Source organism: Thalassospira sp. ER-Se-21-Dark, assembly GCF_017922435.1.
Classification (GTDB): domain Bacteria; phylum Pseudomonadota; class Alphaproteobacteria; order Rhodospirillales; family Thalassospiraceae; genus Thalassospira.
This window is the reverse complement of sequence record NZ_VDEZ01000001.1, coordinates 1,154,546-1,174,968: the sequence shown is the minus strand read 5'-3', so window position 1 is coordinate 1,174,968 and position 20,423 is coordinate 1,154,546. Positions and strand designations below refer to the sequence as shown.

The following is a 20,423-nucleotide window of genomic DNA, read 5'->3' as shown; positions in this document are numbered from 1 at the left end:
TCAATCCCGGTCCGACTTGGCCAGCTCAAGGGCACGATTATAAAGATCGCGCTTCTTAAGACCGGTTTCACGGGCCAGGATATCGGCAGCATCCTTGGTGCGGTGGGTTTTGATCAGTTCGCTTAAGCGCGCGTCGATGTCCTCGGCACTTGGTTCGTTTTCGCTGGCATCGGCCGGACCGACAATCACCACGATCTCGCCTTTAGGCGCGCCTGCCTCATTATAATGAGCCGCCAGATCGGCAAGTGTGCCATTGCGGACTTCTTCAAACATCTTGGTTAGTTCGCGGGTCACGGCGGCTTCGCGTGTGCCCCCCAGCATTTCGGCCATATCGGTCAGGCTTGCGGCCAGTCGCTTGGGACTTTCGAGAAAGATCAGGCTGCCCGGGATCGGGGCAAAGCGCGCCAGTTCCTTTTTGCGCGCCATCGATTTGGGCGGCAGGAAGCCGGCATAAAAGAAATGATCGCTCGGCAGGCCAGACAGGATCAGGGCAACAATCGGCGACGCCGCACCCGGGGCGGCGGTGACAGTGAACCCTTCGGCCTTGCAGTCGCGTACAAGTTTGTAGCCCGGATCATTGATCAATGGTGTTCCGGCATCGGAAATAAGCGCAAGGCCCTGCCCCTTGCCCAGACGGTCCATGATTTCGGGGCGCATCCTGGCCGCGTTATGTTCGTGATAGGCGATTCGCTTGGTTTTCACGCCATATCGCGACAGCAATTTCCCCGACGTTCTGGTGTCTTCACACAGGATGACATCGGCACGTTTGAGGATTTCAAGCGCCCTGAACGTAATATCGCCCAAATTTCCGATTGGAGTAGCGACAAGATAAAGACCAGCTGAAAGCGGCAAATGGCTTTCATCATGTTTACTTGCATCCTCGCCCGCATTACCCTGCGGACGAAACGACTTATCTGGAGGTGAGAGTGGGTTGTCCGAAACGTCATCCGTCACAGAATCGGATGCAGAAAGAGGCGCTGCCGTGTCAGGCGTTATCAGATCGGGATCGGTTTTCGGATCTATTTCCGGCTTGGGGCCGGATTGCGCGCCGGACGGCATCTGTGGTTGTCCTCTCTTTCGGGCTGACCGCTTGTAATGCGACCACGAGTATCACGGACCTTTTCGGCATGCAACGTGATGGGGCGCCGGTTGAAAGTGCCAATCAGCCAGGCGGCAATACCGTTGATCCGAACAGTGCCCCCAATCAGGGCCTGATCCCTGATGCCAGCCCATGGCCAAGCGATGCTGCCTTGCCCGAGGGCGAGGGCGCTGAGCTGCCATTGCTTTATAATGACGATGCGGCTGTTTTTGAAAAGCGCGTTGCATTGTTGTTGCCGCTGTCAGGTCAACACGGCGAACTGGGCCGGGCGATGCGCCATGCCGCAGAACTCGCCATGTTTGATATCGCCGGTGATGACTTCATCCTGATGCCGATCGATACTGCTGGCACCTATCAGGGCGGGCAGAATGCCGCGCGCGAGGCCGTCGATGCCGGTGCCAAGATGATCCTTGGCCCGCTATTTGCCGAATCGGTCAGCGGGGCGAGCGAAGTTGCCAAATCGGCGAATGTGCCGGTGGTGGCCTTTTCCAACAATCGTCGGGTGGCGGAAAGCGGCGTTTGGGTCAATGGCCTGATCCCCGAAGACCAGATTGCCCGGGCGGCTGGCTACGCCACGACGCAAGGGCGTTACCGTTTCGCAGCCCTTCTGCCGCAAAACGATTATGGCCGCCAGATCGCAAGCGGACTTAATACCGTTGTCGCGCGCGTTGGCGGGACCCTTGGCCGGGTGGCGTTCTATCAGCCCGGTTCGGAAGATTTGCAGCAAACAATTCGGGACTTTGCAAATTATGACGCGCGGCGTGCGAACCTGCGCGCACACAAGGCGCAGCTTGAAGCCGATGGCAGTGCCGGGTCGAAACGCGCGCTGCGACGTCTTGAAGGGGTCGATACCTTTGGCGAGCTTGATTTTGATGCCCTGATCCTGCCGGCCACCGGTGGCGAGTTGCGTCAGGTTTCCTCGCTTCTGGCCTATTTCGATGTTGATCCCTCGGTGGTGCAGTTTATCGGAACGTTTGGCTGGAACGATCCGGGCCTGTTTGCCGAACCGGCGCTTAAGGGCGGGATCTTTGCCGCCCCCAACCCGGAAAACTGGGAACTGTTTGCCGCCCGTTTTGAGCGTACCTTTGGCAGCCAGCCGCCGCGCATTTCAAGCCTTGCCTATGACAGCACGGCTTTGGCGGCCCTTATGGCGCGTGATGAAAACAATATGAGCCAGCAGACGCTGACCAATCCAAGCGGATTTGTCGGTGTGGACGGTATCTTCCGCCTGACCCCGGATGGTCAGTCCGAACGTGGCTATGCCATCATGCAAGTCCAGCCCGATGGGGCAAAGGTCATTGCACCTGCCCCGGCAAGCTTCGATCAGGTCTTCTGATCACGACTTGATAAGCCCAGACCTTTTAAACGCCTGCCGGATCACGCTTCGGCAGGCGTTTTGTCTTTGTAATTGCACAGATCATTGACGATGCAGTCACCACAGCGCGGCTTGCGGGCCTTGCAGATATAGCGCCCATGCAAGATCAGCCAGTGATGGGCATGGGTCATGAAGCGGGCCGGAACCTTTTTTAGCAGCGCCTTTTCAACCGCCAGAACCGTCTTGCCATTGGCCATGCCGGTACGGTTGCCGAGCCGGAAGATATGAGTATCAACCGCCATGGTGTGCTCACCCCAGGCGATGTTACGTACCACATTGGCGGTCTTGCGGCCGACACCGGGCAGTTCTTCAAGCGCTTCCTGATCGTTGGGGACAATGCCGCCATGCTTTTCCACAAGGATTTTGGCCGCTGCCATCACGTTCTTGGCCTTGCCACGATAAAGCCCGATGGTCTTGATGTGCTCGATCAATGCTTCTTCGCCAAGATCAAGCATGTCCTGCGGGGTCGAGACGATCTGAAACAGCTTTTTGGTCGCCTTGTTCACCCCGACATCGGTGGCTTGCGCCGAAAGCGCAACCGCAACCAGAAGGGTATAGGGATTGGTGTAGTCAAGCTCCCCTTTCGGTTCCGGATCTGCATCGGACAGGCGCTGGAAAAACTCTTCGATGGCGGCTTTGTTCATCGGGCGGGCCATGGGCTGCGATCTCTTTTTATGTATCGATAGTTGGGGCTGGGGGCGGCGTTGATGCGCATCCCCTGATCCGATTTATGTGTTGCAAACTATATAAACTGTGAGGGGTGAAAAATCGAATTTTGATTGCAGCTGTCCTGTGCCCCGGCGCACAATCGGATATCCAGCAACAGGTAACTTACATGCCAAACGTGCCGCGTTCAGCAAAACCGATCTTTCGGGTGGATCTGTTTCCGCCGCGATCGCTGTCGCGCCGCGCTGCCCGCAATATTGTGCTGTTCATTGCAGCACTCACCACGACCATCGGGTTTATTTTCTGGTCGGTGGGCGCGTGGCCGGTGATCGGGTTTTTGGGCCTTGATGTTGTGTTGCTGTCCCTGGCGTTTTATTTCAGTTTTCGTTCCGCCCGTCAGGAAGAACGGATCGAGCTTGCGCACGGTAACCTTCGGGTGACACGGATTTCGGTGCGTGGCGAACGCGAGGAATTTGATTTTCAGCCTTATTGGCTGCGCGTGGTGCTGGAACGCGGCGAGGATGAACAAGCCGCGCTGTTTTTGCGCACGCACGGCAAAAGTCTGGAAATTGCGCGTTTTCTGGGCGCAGATGAAAAGGAAAATCTGGCGCACAGGCTTGAGACTGTCTTGCGCCAAACCCGCTGTAATCCTGCCGATGTTCCGATCTGAGGCCCGTGATCTGAGTGTTTTGCAACCCGGTTATGAAGCAATTCGAAAGCCGGGTTTTGTGCCTTGAAAACCGGCTTTTCTTGCCCATTGCGCCGGTTTATCGAGCCTGAAATGCGGTTGATCGGATCAAAAATGCGGTTTGAAGGCAAAAAAACAGCCAAGATTCCCCACTTTGACCGCTTGCGACTTTGTGGCGACTTTCATATATAGGTTCGCGGGGTAACGAAGAACCCCCAGAAAAATTACGTGTATTACAACCATTGGTCCCAGGAGGTCCTGCGCGGCGCTTCATTTCGGAGGCTGCGGGACGGACCGGCCGCTAAAAGAGGAACTTACTATGGGTAAGATTATTGGTATCGACCTTGGCACCACCAACTCGTGCGTAGCAGTCATGGACGGCAAAGAAGGCCGCGTGATTGAAAACAGCGAAGGTGCTCGTACCACTCCGTCAATGGTCGCTTTCACCGATGATGGTGAACGCCTTGTCGGTCAGCCGGCGAAACGCCAGGCAGTCACCAACCCGGAAAACACCCTGTTTGCCATTAAACGTCTGATCGGTCGTCGTTACGGCGATCCGGAAGTCGAAAAGGACAAGGATCTCGTTCCGTACAAAATCGTATCGGGCGAAAACGGCGATGCATGGGTTGAAGTCAATGGCGAGAAAATGGCTCCGAGCCAGATCGCAGCCATGGTTCTTCAGAAAATGAAGGAAACCGCAGAAGCCCATCTGGGTGAGCCGGTAACCGAAGCCGTGATTACCGTTCCGGCATACTTCAACGACTCCCAGCGCCAGGCGACCAAAGACGCCGGCAAGATTGCGGGTCTTGAAGTCAAACGTATCATCAACGAGCCGACCGCAGCCGCACTGGCCTATGGTCTGGACAAGAAAGACGGTGGCACCGTGGTCGTTTATGACCTTGGTGGTGGTACCTTTGACGTGTCGGTTCTGGAAATCGGCGATGGCGTTTTCGAAGTTAAATCGACCAACGGTGATACCTTCCTTGGTGGTGAAGACTTCGACAAACAGATCATCGACTACCTTGCTGACGAGTTCAAAAAAGAACAGCAGATCGACCTGCGTAAAGACCGTCTGGCCCTGCAGCGGCTGAAAGAAGCTGCCGAGAAAGCCAAGATCGAGCTTTCCTCGTCGATGCAGACCGATGTCAACCTGCCGTTTATCACCGCAGACGCATCTGGCCCGAAACACCTGAATATCAAGCTGTCGCGTGCGAAGCTTGAAGGTCTGGTCGGCGATCTGATCGAACGCACCATGACCCCGTGCAAGGCAGCGCTGAAAGACGCCGGTATCACTGCTGGTGAAATCGATGACGTTATCCTGGTCGGCGGCATGACCCGTATGCCGAAGGTTCAGGAACGCGTTAAAGAGTTCTTTGGCCGTGATCCGCACAAAGGTGTGAACCCGGATGAGGTTGTTGCCCTTGGTGCCGCGATTCAGGGTGGTGTTCTGCAGGGTGACGTCAAAGACGTTCTTCTGCTTGACGTGACCCCGCTGTCGCTTGGTATCGAGACGCTTGGTGGTGTCTTCACCCGCCTGATCGACCGTAACACCACGATCCCGACCCGCAAGTCGCAGACCTTCTCGACCGCTGAAGACAATCAGACGGCCGTGACCATCCGCGTCTTCCAGGGTGAACGTGAAATGGCGGCTGACAACAAGATGCTTGGCCAGTTCGATCTGGTTGGTATTCCGCCGGCACCGCGCGGTGTTCCGCAGATTGAAGTGACCTTTGACATCGACGCCAACGGTATCGTCAACGTGTCTGCCAAAGACAAGGCGACCAACAAGGAACAGCAGATCCGCATTCAGGCATCTGGTGGTCTTTCCGATGACGAGATCGAAAACATGGTCAAGGATGCGGAAAGCAACGCCGAAGCTGATAAAAAGCGCAAGGCCCTTGTCGAAGCCCGCAACCAGGCAGAAGCCATCATCCACGCCACCGAAAAGAACCTTTCGGAACATGGTGACAAGGTTGACGACGCGACCAAGTCGGAAATCGAAAACGCCCTGTCGGCTTTGAAAGAAGCCAAGGACGGTGAAGATGCCGAAGCCATCACCACCAAGCTGAACGAACTGCAGCAGGCCTCGATGAAACTTGGCGAAGCCATGTATCAGGCCCAGCAGGAAGAAGCTGGCGCAGGTGACGCGGCGGACGCCGATGCCTCTGCACAGGCCGACGACGGTGTTGTTGACGCCGACTTCGAAGAAGTCGATGACAACAAAAAAGACAAGTAAGGCGACCGCAGAGGTCGTCTTGAACGACGCCCTGTAAAGAAAAATCGGGCCGTTCCGGACGCAAGAATTTGCTGGAACGGCCCGACCGTATTTCGGAGTTACAGATGGCGAAAGAAGATTATTACGAGCTGTTGGGTGTCAGTAAGAATGCCAGTGCAGCCGAGCTGAAAAGCGCCTATCGCAAGCAAGCGATGAAATACCACCCGGATAAAAATCCGGGCGATACCGAAGCTGAAGTCAAATTCAAACAGGTCAGCGAAGCTTACGAGGTCCTGAAGGATCAGGAAAAGCGCGCGGCCTATGACCGTTTTGGCCATGCTGCCTTTGAACAGGGCGGCCCCGGTGGCGGCGGCTTTGGGGGTGGTGGCTTCGGCGGTGGATTTGGCGGCGGCGGTTTTGCCGACGTCTTTGACGAGATCTTTGGCGCCATGGGCGGCGGACGCCGCGGGGGTGGCGGATCGTCCCGTGGGGCGGATCTGCGCTACAACATGGCGATCACGCTTGAAGAAGCGTTCGAAGGCAAAAAAGCCGAAATTACCATTCCGGGGTCCGTATCGTGCGACAGCTGTGACGGTACCGGTGCTGAAGCCGGTTCGCAGCCGGTCAATTGCCCGACCTGTAACGGTCACGGCAAGGTCCGCGCGCAGCAGGGCTTCTTTACCATTGAACGCACTTGCCCGAGCTGCCATGGCAAAGGCAAGATCATCAAGAACCCGTGCAAATCCTGCCACGGTGTTGGTCGCGTCGAAAAGGAAAAGACCCTTCAGGTCACCATTCCGGCCGGTGTCGAGGACGGCACGCGCATTCGCCTTGCGGGCGAAGGCGAGGCGGGCACCAATGGTGCGCCTCCGGGGGATTTGTATATCTTCCTGGATATCGGGCATCACCGCTTCTTCCAGCGCGAAGGGGCCAACCTGTATTGCCGGATTCCGATCCCGATGGGCAAAGCCGCCCTTGGCGGCACCATCGAGGTGCCGACCATCGAAGGCACGCGCACCCGGATCAACATCCCGGCAGGCACCCAATCCGGTCAGCAGCTTCGTCTGCGTGGCAAGGGCATGAGCATCCTGCGCTCCCAAGCGCGCGGTGACATGTTTGTTGAAGTCAGCGTTGAAACCCCGGTCAATCTGACAGACCGTCAGAAAGAACTGCTTGAGGAATTCGACGAGATTTCGCGCGAACAGGGTTCCAGCCCGGAAAGTGAAGGGTTCTTTTCCAAGATGAAGGAAATCTGGAAAGACCTGACCGACTGATCGGCTTGCGCTTAAAAGATCAATATCCCAAACCCCCGGCCGCTTTGCCGGGGGTTTTGTTTTGCGCTGTCGGAGCCGTGTGTTAAAGCAATTACGAGTTTGAGTTTGCTTGCCCGGAGGAGACCGGAAATGAAGATCGGGATTGTTGGATGTGCTGGCCGTATGGGGCGGATGTTGGTCAATGAAACGGCCAAGACCAAGGGCTGTGAGGTTGGTGGCGGCACCGATCTGCCCGGAAGCCCGTTCATCGGCAAGGACGTTACCCTGATCGCCGGTCTGGAAGAAAGCGGCGTTGTCGTCGGCGATGATCCCAAGGCACTGTTTGAAACGGTTGATGCGGTGATTGATTTCACTGCTCCGGCCGCCACCATGAAGCATGCGAAACTGGCGGCTGAAACCGGTACCATCCTTGTGATTGGTACCACCGGCCTTTCCAATGATCAGAAAGACGATCTGAAGGCTGCTGCCGAAAAAGCCCCGATCATCTTTGCCCCGAACATGAGTGTTGGTGTTAACCTTGCCTTCGCGCTGGTCGAGAAGGTGGCAAGCATCCTTGATAAGGATGTCGCCGACATCGAAATCGTTGAGATGCACCACAAACACAAGGTGGATGCCCCGTCGGGTACCGCGCTTGGCCTTGGTGAAGCCGCCGCCAAGGGGCGTGGGGTTAATCTGGATGATGTTGCTGTCCGATCGCGTGATGGTCACACAGGTGCGCGTGAAGACGGCACCATCGGCTTTGCAACGCTTCGCGGTGGCGATGTTGTTGGTGATCACACGGTTGTCTTTGCCTGTGAAGGCGAGCGCATCGAGATCACCCATAAGGCATCCTCACGCGAAGTCTTTGCCAAGGGCGCGGTTCGCGCTGCCAAATGGGCGGAAGGCAAGGCACCGGGGCTTTATTCGATGCGGGAAGTTTTGGGACTTTAAGGGCCCAGAACGTCAAAGCTGATCCGTTTAAAAAAAAAGACCCCGCTGCAGCGTGTTGCAGCGGGGTCTTTTGCGTTTGATATACGCCTAAGTACTAGTGCGCGTCGGCCCAGCTATCGCCAATGCCGGCGTCGGCAATCAGCGGCACCGACAGGTGGGCGGCGTTTTCCATGACTTCGCGGATGGTCTTGATCGCCTTTTCGGCTTCGTCTTCCGGGGCCTCAAAGATCAATTCATCGTGGACCTGAAGCAGCATGCGGGTTTTGAGCCCCGCATCAACCAAGGCACCGGGTACCGCAATCATTGCGCGTTTGATGATGTCGGCCGCACCGCCCTGAATGGGCGCGTTGATCGCGGCACGTTCGCCAAAGCTTCGGCGCATGCCATTTTTGTCGTTGATGCCGTTGATGTGGATATGGCGACCAAACAGGGTGCGGACAAAGCCGTGCTTTTTGGCAAATTCCTTGGCCTCGTCCATGTAATCGCGGATGCCTGGATAAATCTCGAAATAGGCTTCGATGAATTCCTTGGCTTCCTTCTGGGCGATGCCGAGCTGGTTGGCGAGACCAAAGGCCGAGATGCCGTAAATGATGCCGAAGTTGATCGCCTTGGCCTTGCGACGGACCATCGGGTCCATGCCCTCGATCGGGACGCCAAACACCTTCGATGCGGTTGCGGCGTGGATGTCCTCGCCGTTTTTAAACGCCTCGCGCAGGGCGTCGATCTCGGCCACGTGGGCCAGAAGGCGCAATTCAATCTGCGAATAGTCGGCAGAAATCAGTTTGTGACCGGGCTCGGCGATAAAGGCTGTGCGGATTTTTCGGCCTTCCTCGCTTCGGATCGGGATGTTCTGCAGGTTCGGGTCATTCGATGACAAACGCCCGGTATTGACGTTGGTTTGCCCGTAACTGGTGTGCACGCGGCCCGTATTGGGGTTGATATGGTGGGCCAGCGCGTCGGTATAGGTGCTTTTAAGCTTGGAAAGCTGACGCCATTCCAGAAGCTTGGCCGGAAGGTCGTGACCCTGGGCCGCAAGGGCTTCAAGCACGTCTGCCCCGGTCTGCCAGGCGCCGGTTTTGGTCTTTTTGCCGCCGGGCAGGCTCATCTTGTCAAACAGGATTTCGCCAAGCTGCTTGGGACTACCAAGATTGAACGGCTCGCCCGCCATTTCGTGAATGGTTTCTTCAAGGGCGGCCATGCGTTTGGCGAAGTCTTCGGACAGGTTTTTGAGGATCTCGGCATCGACCTTGACCCCAAGGCCTTCCATTTCGGCCAGAACCGGCACCAGCGGACGATCAAGCGTCTCATAGACGCTGGCCATATGTTCTTGCGCGATACGAGGTTTCAGTAACCGATGCAGGCGCAGCGTGATATCGGCGTCCTCGGCCGCGTAATCCAGCGCCTTGTCGAGCGCGACCTGATCGAAGGTGATCTGGGTCTTGCCGCTGCCGCAGACATCCTTGAAGGAAATCGGTTTGTAATCCAGATGCAGCTCGGCCAGTTCATCCATGCCGTGCCCGTGGCTGGTGCCATCGAGCACATAGGACAGCACCATGGTGTCATCCATCGGGGCGACCTTGATGCCATGGCGGGCCAGAACGATCATATCGTATTTCAGGTTCTGACCGACCTTAAGCACACCGGGGTCTTCCAACAGCGGTTTGAGCAGCTCAATCGCGCGTTCGAGCTTGATTTGCTTCGGCGCGTCCTTGCTGTTGCTTGGGCTGTCGGCGGGATTGTCGCCAAAATCAAAGCCGCCTTGTGCTGCGCCACTGACATGACCGAGCGGGATATAGCAGCCATTGCCGGGCTCGGTCGAAAGCGAAACGCCGACCAGCTTGGCGGTATGGGCATCAAGTGACGTGGTTTCGGTATCGACCGCGACGGTGCCAAGATATTCGGCCTCGGAAATCCAGTGCTTTAGGCGGTCTTCATCCTGCACCAGTTCATATTCGGCCTTTTCGACTTTGATATCATTGACGCCAACACCGGCCGCCGTCGGGCTTTCAAATTCAACATCGCCGCCGAATTTCGACTTTACTTTAGAAAGCAATGATTTAAAGCCGTGACTTGCGATGAAGCTTAAAAGAACTTCCGGATCGGGTTCACGCAATTCGAAATCACCCAACGGTTCGACCACCGGCACATCGGTTTTCAGCGTCACCAGATCGCGCGAAATACGGGCAAGCTCGGCATTTTCAATCAGCTTTTCACGGCGCTTGGGTTGTTTGATTTCGCCTGCGCGCTCCAGTAGAGAATCAAGATCACCATATTCATCAATAAGTTGGGCGGCGGTTTTAATGCCGATGCCGGGCACACCCGGGACGTTATCGACAGAATCGCCCGCAAGTGCCTGAATATCAATGACCTTGTCCGGGGAAACGCCGAATTTTTCCAGAACTTCAGCAGCGCCGATGGTGCGATTCTTCATCGCATCAAACATTTGCACCCGATCGGTGACAAGTTGCATGAGGTCCTTGTCCGAAGACACGATAATCACGTCAGAACCTTCTGCCTCGGCCTGGCGGGCATAGGTCGCGATCAGATCGTCGGCCTCAAAACCTTCGAGCTCGATTGATGGCAGATTAAATGCACGGGTCGCATCACGGATCAGGCCAAACTGCGGTACCAGTTCTTCGGGGGGTGGCGGACGATGGGCCTTGTAGTCGGGATAGAAGTCATTGCGGAACGACTTGCCCTTGGTGTCAAAGATCACCGCCATATGGTCTGGGTTGGTATCTTCGCGCAGCTTCATCAACATGGTGCAGAAGCCATAGACCGCATTTACCGGCGTGCCATCGGGGCTCGTCATCGGTGGCAGGGCGTGAAAGGCGCGGAAAATAAAGCCGGAACCGTCAACCAGAACGACGCGACGCGGGGCTTTGTCGGCGGACGAACCGGTGCTGGACGGGGCGGAATCTGTCATGCGTCTCGTGCTCTTATACTCGTTAAAAGATTGGCCGGAAGAATGCCCGATCCCGGCCTGTAAGTCGAGTGCCGCCTGCCTTAAACAGGCAAAAACACCCAAGGCTGCTGACAGTTTTGCGCTTGCGAATGCAAAGGCTAAGCTTATGCGTCTGAGATATCATTTCGAAATCATAACAATATGGCTAAAACCCTCATTTTCCGGGTTTTTTGGCATCATTCTTCTTTGTGCTTATCAGCTTGCTCCGGGATTGCTATGGTAGCGGATTACTTCATCCCAAGGGACATGGGAGAGCGGGTTCGTGGCCCGGAAAACGAGCAAGCCGGAATTTTTGCCAAAAGGCATCGGCGTCGAAACTGCAGGTCCGGCGCGTGAGCTTTCAGATGACATGAAGCTCGCCACCCGGAAAGGCAAAAAGCAGAAAGACCGTCGCAATGCGAACGGTGGTGGATGGCGCAGCTTTTTTAGCGTCACTGCATGGCTGCGCTTTATCCTGACCTTTGGCACTTTTGGCCTGATCGTCCATGGCCTGTTTGTTGTTTTTGGCATTTATGAACGCAATCAACGCCTTGCCAACTTTGATCACTTCGTCTTGTTGATCAAACTCGTGGTGTTTGTCGCGCTGATGTATTTGTTCTACGCGATGCTGATGCATTACGGCCCGATCCGCCACAAGGTGCGCGGTATCTTCTTTCTGGCCTTGGCACCGGTGGCCGCCCTTTGCATCTTCATGATCTATGGCGGCGGGATGATTTTTGGCAGTTTCCTGCCGGTGTTGCAGTTCCTGACCCTGACCGTCGGGGTGGGTGGATTTTTGCTCTATATTCTGGGCTATACCTGGATTACCGGGCGCAAGGTCAAACGCGAGGCTGCCAAACACGGTGATCCGGCCCAAGTGGCAAATGATGGTGATGCTACGGGTGACAGAGGTCTGCCACCGCTTGTCCAGGGCGATCGTCGTCGCCAGAATACCGCGGGCAATCTGCGTCTGCGCCGTACAGATGGTGGGGATGGTCCGGCAAGGGGCTCTGCACGGCGCAAGATTGAACTACCTGACGTCTGATTGCCTGTGTTTTGATGACCGGTTTCTATACGACGGAGGGCATCATGGCTGTGTTACGTGATCTGGTTTTTATCCACAGTGCCGGTCCGCAAGGCGGCAAGAACGGCAGCACCGGCCTGATTTCGCGGTTGGAAGAAGCACTTGGCGACAAGTTTCACATCATCGCCCCTTTGATGCCCGACCCGGAACGCCCGGACATAGATAGGTGGTTGGCCGAGATCGCAAAGACGGTTTCACAGGCACGATCAGGGGCCGTATTGATGGGCCATTCACTTGGCGGGTCGTCCATCTTGCAATATCTGGCGCGAAATCCGGAAATCTGGCGCGATAACAATCGCTTTGCAGCGGTCTTTAGCATCGCTGCCCCATTTTGGGGTCAGCAAGACTGGGAAGTAACGGATTTTTCGTTGACGGAGGATGAGCTGGCTGTGCTCGCCGGGTGTCGACCAATGCATTTCTGTCACAGCAAAGACGACAAGATTGTCGGGTTTGCGCATTGCGAAACCTATTTACAGCACTTCCCGCAGGCAGATCAGATAGCGTTTAAAGATGGCGGGCACGCCTTGTTAGATGGCGATATTACAGCATTGATTGAGAAAATACGCATATACGATTGATCAGGCGTGTTTTTCCAGAACCAGACCCGCAAGATAGAGCGAGCCCAGAATAAGCACCCGTTTCGGAGTGCGACAGGCCTCAAGAAGCAGGGTAATCGCCGCTTCGAAACCGTCACTGGAAAATGTCGGGGAAATGCCACAGGCAATTGCCGCATCGCGCAGGGTTTCTGGCAGATGTGCCTGATGTTCGCCGGGGATCGGAACGCCAGCCAAGGCGGTAATGTGGGTCGCCAACGGTTTCAGGAAGGCTTCCGCATCGCGGTTATCAAGCATGCCCATGATGACAACGGTATCGCCAGCGGGTTGGCGCGACAGCCAGTCGGCAATGGCCTCGGCCGCGGCAATGTTGTGGCCACCATCCAAGATCAGATCGCAGCCATCGGGCAAGGCGTCACAAAGTGGGCCTTTGGTAAGTTTCTGTAGCCGTGCGGGCCAGCTTGCGGTTTCAAGACCACGGGCAAGGATGTTGGTATCCTTGCCGTCACAGCCGGGAATTCCAGCCTTGCGTACCGTGGCAATCGCAGTGGCGGCATTGGTGTATTGATGGCGTCCTGGCAGAGCCGGGTGCGGGAGATCAATCTGCTCGGTTCCGATGCGGATCGTGAAGCCATCTTCGCGTTCCTGGATGACCTCGAAATCGTTGAAGATTGGGGCCGAAATGCGGTTGGCGTGACAGGCCAGCGTATTAAACGCCTCAAGGCTTTGCGGGGCGGTGATGCATGGAACGCCGGTTTTCATGATCCCGGCCTTCTCGAACGCGATTTTGGCAATCGTATCACCAAGGAAGCCCTGATGATCTAGCGAGATTGGCGTGATCACGGTCGCGGCAGGTTTATCGATGACGTTGGATGCATCCACACGGCCACCCAGCCCGGTTTCAAGCAACAGGACATCGGCCGGAACCCGCGAAAACGCAAGGAACGCCGCGGCCTGGGTGATTTCAAAGAAGGTAATGGAGTCCCCGGCATTGACCGCCTCAACCTCTTCCAGAAGATCACACAGGGCTTCTTCGGAGATCATCTGGCCGGCAAGGGTAATGCGTTCATGAAAACGCACCAGATGCGGGGATGTGGAGCAATGCACCCGAAGTCCCGCCGCCTCATAGATTGCGCGCAGATAGGCCAGGGTTGATCCCTTGCCATTGGTGCCGGCGATATGAATGACGGGGGGGAGTGAAAGGTGCGGATTGCCCAGCTTTTCAAGCAGCCGGGTAATCCGCCCTAACGAAAGGTCGATGACTTTCGGGTGCAGCTTGCCAAGGCGAGCAAGGATTGCGTCGCTGCCCGCCAAGTTATTTATCCGCACTCGGAGTTTTGGATTTGGTCGATTTCGCCTTGGCGTCCTTGATCGGCACCACAGCCGCACCCGGTTTGGTGCGTCGGATCATATCGATCAGGCGGCCAAAGGTCGCGTTCAGCTCCGAACGCGGCACGACCATATCCACCATGCCATGTTCCAGAAGGTATTCGGCCGTCTGGAAGTCATCGGGCAGCTTTTCGCGGATGGTGCTTTCGATCACGCGGCGCCCGGCAAAGCCGATCTGTGCGCCCGGTTCTGCGATCTGGATATCACCCAGCATGGCAAAGGATGCCGAAACACCGCCAGTGGTCGGATCGGTCAGGAGCACGAAATAGGGCAGGCCCTTTTCCTTGACCTTTTCGATCGCGGCCGTGGTGCGTGCCATCTGCATCAGGCTGAGAATGCCTTCCTGCATACGCGCACCACCCGATGCCGGAACGACAATCAGGGCCGCATCCTGCACACAGGCAAGTTCAGCCGCTGCAACGATGCCTTCGCCAACGGCGATGCCCATCGATCCACCCATGAAGGAGAAATCGAAAACGGCAATCACGGTCGGATGACCACCAACTTCGCCATGGGCCACAGCCAGCGCATCCTTGAAGGTTGCTTTGGCCTGGGCCGCCTTGAGGCGGTCGGTATATTTCTTCTGATCGCGGAATTTCAGCGGATCGACCGGAACATTCGGCAGTTCGATGGTCTGGTACTTGCCACCATCAAACAGGGTTTCGAGACGTTCCTTGGCGGAAATGCGCATGTGATGACCGCAATGCTGGCAAACATGATTGTTCTTTGCCAGATCGCGATGGAAGATCATCTGTTCGCAGGATTTGCATTTGTGCCAGAGGTTTTCGGGCACATCAGTGCGGCGAACAAGTTTCTGAATCTTTGGACGGACGAATTCAGTCAGCCACGACATATCGGATACTGATCCTTGGTTCTGTCTATATCGGTTCTTTCAAACGCAGCGCCATCTATTTGCGCGCGTTTCGGACCCCGTTTGCAAGTTCACTTACAAGGCCGGTAACCATAGAGGCGGTCTTATCGGTGGCCTTGCCGTTTTCGTCAAGACTTTCGGCAATTTTTGATACGATTGCCGATCCGACGACAGCGGCATCGGCCTGTTTTGCCACGTCGGCTGCCTGGGCTGCGGTCTTGATGCCAAACCCGACCGCAATCGGCAGATCGGTATGGCGACGCAGGCGTCCCATGGCCTCGACGATCTGCTCATTGCTGGCAGATCCGGCACCGGTCACACCGGCAACAGAGACATAGTAAACAAAGCCCGAGGTATTCTGAACAAGTTTCGGAAGACGCTTGTCATCGGAGGTCGGCGTGGTCAGGCGAATGAAGGACAGGCCCTTTTCCACGGTCGGAATGCAAAGCTCTGCATCTTCTTCGGGCGGCAGATCGACAACGATCAGGCCATCAACCCCGGCATTGCGCGCATCTTCAAGGAATTCGGCAACGCCATAGATATAGATCGGGTTGTAATAGCCCATCAGAATGATCGGCGTATCATGATCCTGATCGCGGAAGCCGCGCACAATCGACAGCGTCTTGCGCATATGCATGCCAGCGGCAAGCGCGCGAAGCGATGCTTCCTGAATGGCGGGGCCATCGGCCATCGGATCGGTAAACGGCATGCCCAGTTCGATGATGTCGGCACCGGCTTCGGGCAGCTGTTTGAGGATTTCAAACGAGGTTTCCGGGTCGGGATCGCCTGCGGTGATAAAGGTTACCAGACCGGCACGGCCTTCTTCCTTGAGCTTGGCAAAACGTTTGGCGATGCGGTCCTGGCCGCCGATGATAGCGTCGCTCACAATTCTACTCCCAGTGCTTCGGCCACGGTAAAGATGTCCTTGTCACCCCGGCCACTCAGACACATGAGGATGATCTTGTCCTTGCCCATTTTCGGGGCCTCTTTCATGATCTGCGCGATTGCATGGCTACATTCCAGCGCCGGAATGATGCCTTCGAGTTCCGAACAGAGTTTGAAGGCCGCAAGGGCTTCCTTGTCGGTGATCGGCTCATAACGCGCGCGACCGATATCCTTAAGCCAGCTGTGCTCCGGCCCGATGCCCGGATAGTCCAGACCGGCCGAAATCGAGTCGGCTTCCTTGATCTGCCCGTCATCATCCATCAGCAGATAGGTACGGTTGCCGTGCAGAACGCCCGGCTTGCCCGCCGAAAGGCTTGCGGCATGTTTGCCGGTATGAACGCCGTGCCCGGCGGCCTCGACACCGACAACTTCAACACCCTTGTCATCAAGGAACGGGTGGAACAGGCCAATTGCGTTGGACCCGCCGCCAACCGATGCGATCACCTGATCGGGCAGGCGATTTTCAGCTTCCATGATCTGTCGGCGGGCTTCATTGCCGATGACCGACTGGAAATCGCGGACCATTTCCGGATAAGGGTGCGGGCCAGCCGCGGTACCGATGATGTAGAAGGTATCTTCAACGTTGGTGACCCAGTCGCGCAGGGCTTCATTCATCGCATCTTTCAGCGAGTTTGAGCCGGAAACGACCGGTTTGACTTCGGCACCGAGAAGGCGCATGCGGAACACGTTGGGCGACTGACGTTCGATATCCTTGGAACCCATATAGACCGTGCAGGGCAGGCCAAAGCGTGCGCACACAGTCGCGGTCGCAACGCCATGCTGACCGGCGCCGGTTTCGGCGATGATACGGGTTTTGCCCATGCGCTTGGCCAGCAGGATCTGGCCGATGCAGTTATTGATCTTGTGCGCGCCGGTATGGTTAAGGTCCTCGCGCTTGAAATAGATCTTTGCACCGCCGAGTTCCTCGGTCAGGCGTTCGGCGAAATAAAGCGGGTTTTCACGGCCAACATAGTGACGGAGATAATAATCCATCTCTTTTTTAAACGCAGGGTCTGCCTTGGCGTCCTTGTAGGCCTGTTCCAGCTCAAGGATCAGCGGCATCAGGGTTTCGGCGACAAAGCGTCCGCCGAAATTGCCGAAATGCCCGTCCGGATCGGGCAGAGCGCGGAAGCTGTTAGGTGCAGAAGACGTCATGGAAGTTCCCCGTGGATTGGCCGTGATGGCGTTCACGACAGCATAGGCAGGTGACAATATATGGTCTGCCAGACCATCTGTGCGCAAGCATTGGCAGGGTCTGGCCCCATACTGTACCTAAAAAGGTGCGTATTGGATTAGTGGGCTGCGTGCTCGGCCAAGGATTTGTCGAAGATATATTTTTTCGAGCAATACGGGCAGACCACCTCGCCTTTTTCCTCAAGATTAAGGTAAACGGTCGGGTGCCCAAGGTGACCTTTTCCGCCGTCGCAGGCAACATTTAGCGTGCCGACTTTGATTTCTTCGGTGATCTTCATATATCCAGTTCCAAGTTTGCCTTTTTCAGGCTTGTATGACCATCGGGATTGGCCACGCACTGTGGACAGCATTGACCCCGGTTTCCCGGGAATGATACCGATTGGGCATATTCAATCAATACTTCCGCGTGCTCATGGCGCCTCATGGTCTTAGCGCAAACAGGCGACGCGGAAAAGAGTGGAGATCACGGACATATGACTGCAATGCCCGACTATGCCATCGAAGTCGAGGGGCTGACAAAGGTCTACAAGGGATCAAACGGTGAAAAACTCGCCCTTGATAACGTTTCGCTCAAGATTCCGCGCGGCTCGTTTTTTGCCCTTCTGGGCCCGAACGGTGCCGGAAAGTCTACGTTTATCAACATCTTGGCCGGTCTTGTGACCAAGACCAGTGGTACGGCAAAAATCTGGGGCAACGATATCGAAGCCCAGATGCGGGCCGCACGCTGCTCCATCGGGATCGTGCCCCAGGAACTGAACCTGGATGCATTTTTCACCCCGCGTCAGGTGATGGAATTGCAGGCGGGTCTCTATGGCGTGCCGAAATCCGAACGCCGCACGGATGAAATTCTGGCCGCCATCGGACTCGCCGACAAGGCAGACTCGTATGCACGATCGCTTTCGGGCGGGATGCGTCGCCGTCTTCTGGTCGGCAAGGCGATGGTCCATACGCCGCCGGTTCTGGTTCTTGATGAACCAACGGCGGGTGTGGATATCGAACTGCGTCAGCAGCTTTGGGCTTACGTCAAGGAGTTGAACAAAGCGGGCGTCACGATTGTTCTGACCACGCATTACCTTGAAGAAGCCGAAGAACTCTGTGACGAGATCGCGATCATCAATCAGGGCAATGTCATTGCCCATGAAGACAAGCGCAGTCTGCTGCGCCGGATTGATCACAAGACGCTGGTTCTGACCGTGAACAATGAACTGAACGCAGTACCAGACGCCCTGTCGCCCTGGGGGGCAGAGCTTAAATCGGAAAACCAGATCGCGCTTCATTACCGCCCAAGCAACACCCAGATGGCGGAAATCCTCGAGGCGATCCATGGCTGTGGCCTTGCGATCAAGGATCTGTCGACAGAGGAAGGCGATCTTGAAGACATCTTCCTGATGCTGACGCGTGATAATAACAAGCAACGCGCAGGTGCCGGCAAGGCTGCCTAATTCGTTGCGTTTTCGTAATCATGTGCAAAACCCCGCAAGATAACTTGCGGGGTTTTGTGTTATTGCGTTTTGATCCGCTCGATCACTTGAATCTGCTGGTAGCCATTTTCATCGCAGCTTCAATCGAGTCCCAAGCGTTATCCATGCCAGCTTTCAGGTCCTGCCAGGCGGTATCGCTTGATTTTTGCAATTCTCTAAGCTTCTGCTCGGCCTCGTCTTGCATGGCGCGGAGCTCTTTGACTTGTTTCTGATACTGTATTTGTGCATCGGCTTCTGCCACCTCAGCCTGCGCCTTAAGCTTGTCAATCTGGGCACTCCACTCATTGAGTTGGGCTTCCAGTTTTTTCTCGTAAGCTTCTTTCATGCTCATGGTCGTATCCTTTCGTTGGAAAACGTGTGGAACGATCGATATGGCAACAAGGCAAAATACCCAATGTCTGCGTCTGTCATTGGATTAAAAAACCCGCTGAATCTGCTGTAGTTCTACTAGATCGCGCCGATTGGTTAAACCTTAAACCAGAATTTCCTCAATAACCCGTGTGCCCGCTTGGAATACGTAATGTGTGACAATACCTTGCGGGCGAACGCATTATAACCTTCATTGAGCGTCTCTGTTTCCTGCGTAGGGTTTCACCACTTTGTCACCGTGTTTTTTGCGCCCCGTCGTTATCCGCCTCTGTGCCATGTTGTTCTTTGCCGGGATGGTAAGCGCCTGTGCACCAACCGTTCGACCGGCGGGGGCACCGATTGCCCAGACCGTGCTTGGGCCAGACGTTTTTGTTGCAGTCGATGGTACGGCGCTGCCGTTGCAACGCTGGGGCGATCTTGAAGATCCAGATGCGGTGATCCTTGGTCTGCATGGGATGGGCGATTATGCCAATGCCTTCATGGAGTTGGGTGAACAGGTCGGCCCGAAGGGCATCGCGATCTATGCTTATGATCAGCGGGGCTTTGGCCGCACGGCTACATGTCCGTTCTGGGCGGGCACGGCCAGCCTGGTCAATGATGCCAGCGATGCATTGGCGCTGTTGCGCGCCCGCTATCCTGACACACCGATTTACCTTCTGGGGAATTCGATGGGCGGGGCGGTGGCGATCATCACCGCCGCCACACGCGGCTATTTGATGGATGGCCTGGTTTTGGTGGCACCGGCAGTTTGGAACCGCGGCATGATGCCGTGGTACCAGACCGCACCACTTTCGATCCTGTCGCACAGCCTGCCATGGTTGCCGCTGACCGGCCGGGGGCTTGATATCTGGCCGTCGGACAATATCGAAATGTTGCGTCGGCTGTCGCGTGACCCGCACATGATGTCTTCAGTCCGCGTCGATCTGCTTGCCGGTGTTGCCGATATCATGGATCTGGCGCGCGTTCGGGCCGGGGATATATCTGTGCCAACGCTTTTGCTGTCGGGCATGCAGGATCAGGTGATCCCGCCCGAGGCTATTGCGGCCCTTGATGATCAACTGTCCAGCCTCGGTTTGCCCGACTATCACCGCTGCCTTTATTCGGCGGGCTATCACATGTTGTTGCGGGATCTGAACGGGCCGGTGGTGATCGAGGATATCCGCCGTTGGGTTGTCGACAGCGAGGCTCGGAAAAATTATTCCTGCACAATCAAATGATTGCATTTTGACCCATAAACCGTGATCAGGTAGCCTTTTTTAAAGAGTTGCAAGGCATTATGCAGGTTGTCGAACCGCTGTTTCGTTCCGATATGCCAAGCAGCAATTGATGATGCACCATCACTTAA

The 20,423-nt window shown here is 56.0% G+C and carries 19 protein-coding genes; 10 read left to right on the top strand and 9 right to left on the bottom strand.

Features of this window, described 5'->3' with window-relative positions:
• Entirely contained in the window at positions 1 to 1,059 is a 1,059-nt protein-coding gene (gene rsmI / locus FHI25_RS05345) for a 16S rRNA (cytidine(1402)-2'-O)-methyltransferase (protein WP_210515751.1), read from the bottom strand.
• 68 nt (positions 1,060 to 1,127) lie between these two features.
• On the opposite strand from rsmI, the gene FHI25_RS05340 reads away from it, so the two are divergent.
• Positions 1,128 to 2,435, top strand: a complete 1,308-nt coding sequence (locus FHI25_RS05340; protein ID WP_210515749.1) for a penicillin-binding protein activator — start codon at positions 1,128 to 1,130, stop codon at positions 2,433 to 2,435.
• Positions 2,436 to 2,476: 41 nt separating this feature from the next.
• Here FHI25_RS05340 and nth read toward each other — a convergent pair whose 3' ends face one another.
• On the bottom strand, positions 2,477 to 3,118 hold the full coding sequence (gene nth / locus FHI25_RS05335) for an endonuclease III (RefSeq protein ID WP_210516477.1): 642 nt from the start codon (positions 3,116 to 3,118) through the stop codon (positions 2,477 to 2,479).
• A 191-nt stretch (positions 3,119 to 3,309) separates the two neighbouring features.
• Here nth and FHI25_RS05330 point away from each other — a divergent pair, with 191 nt between their 5' ends.
• The 4 genes from FHI25_RS05330 to dapB all read left to right on the top strand — a co-directional run bounded on the left by FHI25_RS05330 (position 3,310) and on the right by dapB (position 8,247).
• A complete protein-coding gene (locus FHI25_RS05330; protein WP_210515747.1) occupies positions 3,310 to 3,810 on the top strand; it encodes a DUF2244 domain-containing protein in 501 nt (166 codons plus the stop codon).
• 337 nt (positions 3,811 to 4,147) lie between these two features.
• Entirely contained in the window at positions 4,148 to 6,064 is a 1,917-nt protein-coding gene (gene dnaK / locus FHI25_RS05325; protein ID WP_008888681.1) for a molecular chaperone DnaK, read from the top strand.
• A 104-nt stretch (positions 6,065 to 6,168) separates the two neighbouring features.
• Positions 6,169 to 7,317: a molecular chaperone DnaJ gene (gene dnaJ / locus FHI25_RS05320; protein WP_210515745.1), complete on the top strand. Its 1,149-nt coding sequence runs from the start codon at positions 6,169 to 6,171 to the stop codon at positions 7,315 to 7,317.
• 129 nt (positions 7,318 to 7,446) lie between these two features.
• The gene (gene dapB / locus FHI25_RS05315; protein WP_210515743.1) at positions 7,447 to 8,247 is read left to right on the top strand and encodes a 4-hydroxy-tetrahydrodipicolinate reductase; all 801 of its coding nucleotides are present in this window, start codon (positions 7,447 to 7,449) and stop codon (positions 8,245 to 8,247) included.
• A 94-nt stretch (positions 8,248 to 8,341) separates the two neighbouring features.
• On the opposite strand, the gene polA is transcribed toward dapB, so the two are convergent.
• Positions 8,342 to 11,173 carry a DNA polymerase I gene (polA, locus tag FHI25_RS05310; protein WP_210515741.1) on the bottom strand — a complete coding sequence of 944 codons (2,832 nt, stop codon included), beginning with the start codon at positions 11,171 to 11,173 and terminating at the stop codon, positions 8,342 to 8,344.
• On the opposite strand from polA, the gene FHI25_RS05305 reads away from it, so the two are divergent.
• The 3 genes from FHI25_RS05305 to FHI25_RS05295 are packed head-to-tail and all read left to right on the top strand — an operon-like array spanning position 11,172 to position 12,853.
• Complete coding sequence (locus FHI25_RS05305) at positions 11,172 to 11,435, top strand: hypothetical protein (RefSeq protein ID WP_210515739.1); 264 nt, start codon at positions 11,172 to 11,174, stop codon at positions 11,433 to 11,435. The genes polA and FHI25_RS05305 overlap by 2 nt on opposite strands.
• 39 nt (positions 11,436 to 11,474) lie before the next feature.
• Positions 11,475 to 12,236 (top strand): hypothetical protein, encoded by a 762-nt coding sequence (locus tag FHI25_RS05300; protein WP_210515737.1) that lies wholly within the window; start codon positions 11,475 to 11,477, stop codon positions 12,234 to 12,236.
• A 44-nt stretch (positions 12,237 to 12,280) separates the two neighbouring features.
• Positions 12,281 to 12,853, top strand: coding sequence for an alpha/beta hydrolase (locus FHI25_RS05295; protein WP_210515735.1), 573 nt, complete (start codon positions 12,281 to 12,283; stop codon positions 12,851 to 12,853).
• Here FHI25_RS05295 and FHI25_RS05290 read toward each other — a convergent pair whose 3' ends face one another.
• The 5 genes from FHI25_RS05290 to FHI25_RS05270 all read right to left on the bottom strand — a co-directional run bounded on the left by FHI25_RS05290 (position 12,854) and on the right by FHI25_RS05270 (position 17,506).
• Positions 12,854 to 14,143 (bottom strand): folylpolyglutamate synthase/dihydrofolate synthase family protein, encoded by a 1,290-nt coding sequence (locus FHI25_RS05290; RefSeq protein ID WP_210515733.1) that lies wholly within the window; start codon positions 14,141 to 14,143, stop codon positions 12,854 to 12,856.
• Between the two features lies 1 nt (position 14,144).
• Complete coding sequence (gene accD / locus FHI25_RS05285; protein ID WP_008888672.1) at positions 14,145 to 15,071, bottom strand: acetyl-CoA carboxylase, carboxyltransferase subunit beta; 927 nt, start codon at positions 15,069 to 15,071, stop codon at positions 14,145 to 14,147.
• A 55-nt stretch (positions 15,072 to 15,126) separates the two neighbouring features.
• Positions 15,127 to 15,975, bottom strand: a complete 849-nt coding sequence (trpA, locus tag FHI25_RS05280) for a tryptophan synthase subunit alpha (RefSeq protein WP_210515731.1) — start codon at positions 15,973 to 15,975, stop codon at positions 15,127 to 15,129.
• On the bottom strand, positions 15,972 to 17,189 hold the full coding sequence (gene trpB / locus FHI25_RS05275; protein ID WP_008888670.1) for a tryptophan synthase subunit beta: 1,218 nt from the start codon (positions 17,187 to 17,189) through the stop codon (positions 15,972 to 15,974). Before trpB ends, trpA begins: the two co-directional genes overlap by 4 nt.
• Before the next feature lie 137 nt (positions 17,190 to 17,326).
• Positions 17,327 to 17,506: a zinc-finger domain-containing protein gene (locus FHI25_RS05270; protein WP_040822460.1), complete on the bottom strand. Its 180-nt coding sequence runs from the start codon at positions 17,504 to 17,506 to the stop codon at positions 17,327 to 17,329.
• 195 nt (positions 17,507 to 17,701) lie between these two features.
• On the opposite strand from FHI25_RS05270, the gene FHI25_RS05265 reads away from it, so the two are divergent.
• Complete coding sequence (locus FHI25_RS05265) at positions 17,702 to 18,670, top strand: ABC transporter ATP-binding protein (protein WP_008888668.1); 969 nt, start codon at positions 17,702 to 17,704, stop codon at positions 18,668 to 18,670.
• Between the two features lie 82 nt (positions 18,671 to 18,752).
• On the opposite strand, the gene FHI25_RS05260 is transcribed toward FHI25_RS05265, so the two are convergent.
• Positions 18,753 to 19,040: a coiled coil domain-containing protein gene (locus tag FHI25_RS05260; RefSeq protein ID WP_210515729.1), complete on the bottom strand. Its 288-nt coding sequence runs from the start codon at positions 19,038 to 19,040 to the stop codon at positions 18,753 to 18,755.
• 268 nt (positions 19,041 to 19,308) lie between these two features.
• On the opposite strand from FHI25_RS05260, the gene FHI25_RS05255 reads away from it, so the two are divergent.
• On the top strand, positions 19,309 to 20,295 hold the full coding sequence (locus tag FHI25_RS05255; RefSeq protein WP_246878905.1) for an alpha/beta hydrolase: 987 nt from the start codon (positions 19,309 to 19,311) through the stop codon (positions 20,293 to 20,295).
• Positions 20,296 to 20,423: the final 128 nt, after the last annotated feature.

Excerpts from the sequence above, each read along its gene's own strand:
- rsmI (WP_210515751.1), bottom strand. The coding sequence starts at position 1,059 with ATGCCGTCCGGCGCGCAATCCGGCCCCAAGCCGGAAATAGATCCGAAA.
- FHI25_RS05340 (WP_210515749.1), top strand. The coding sequence starts at position 1,128 with ATGCAACGTGATGGGGCGCCGGTTGAAAGTGCCAATCAGCCAGGCGGC.
- nth (WP_210516477.1), bottom strand. The coding sequence starts at position 3,118 with ATGAACAAAGCCGCCATCGAAGAGTTTTTCCAGCGCCTGTCCGATGCA.
- FHI25_RS05330 (WP_210515747.1), top strand. The coding sequence starts at position 3,310 with ATGCCAAACGTGCCGCGTTCAGCAAAACCGATCTTTCGGGTGGATCTG.
- dnaK (WP_008888681.1), top strand. The coding sequence starts at position 4,148 with ATGGGTAAGATTATTGGTATCGACCTTGGCACCACCAACTCGTGCGTA.
- dnaJ (WP_210515745.1), top strand. The coding sequence starts at position 6,169 with ATGGCGAAAGAAGATTATTACGAGCTGTTGGGTGTCAGTAAGAATGCC.
- dapB (WP_210515743.1), top strand. The coding sequence starts at position 7,447 with ATGAAGATCGGGATTGTTGGATGTGCTGGCCGTATGGGGCGGATGTTG.
- FHI25_RS05305 (WP_210515739.1), top strand. The coding sequence starts at position 11,172 with ATGCGTCTCGTGCTCTTATACTCGTTAAAAGATTGGCCGGAAGAATGC.
- polA (WP_210515741.1), bottom strand. The coding sequence starts at position 11,173 with ATGACAGATTCCGCCCCGTCCAGCACCGGTTCGTCCGCCGACAAAGCC.
- FHI25_RS05295 (WP_210515735.1), top strand. The coding sequence starts at position 12,281 with ATGGCTGTGTTACGTGATCTGGTTTTTATCCACAGTGCCGGTCCGCAA.
- accD (WP_008888672.1), bottom strand. The coding sequence starts at position 15,071 with ATGTCGTGGCTGACTGAATTCGTCCGTCCAAAGATTCAGAAACTTGTT.
- trpB (WP_008888670.1), bottom strand. The coding sequence starts at position 17,189 with ATGACGTCTTCTGCACCTAACAGCTTCCGCGCTCTGCCCGATCCGGAC.
- FHI25_RS05270 (WP_040822460.1), bottom strand. The coding sequence starts at position 17,506 with ATGAAGATCACCGAAGAAATCAAAGTCGGCACGCTAAATGTTGCCTGC.
- FHI25_RS05265 (WP_008888668.1), top strand. The coding sequence starts at position 17,702 with ATGACTGCAATGCCCGACTATGCCATCGAAGTCGAGGGGCTGACAAAG.
- FHI25_RS05260 (WP_210515729.1), bottom strand. The coding sequence starts at position 19,040 with ATGAGCATGAAAGAAGCTTACGAGAAAAAACTGGAAGCCCAACTCAAT.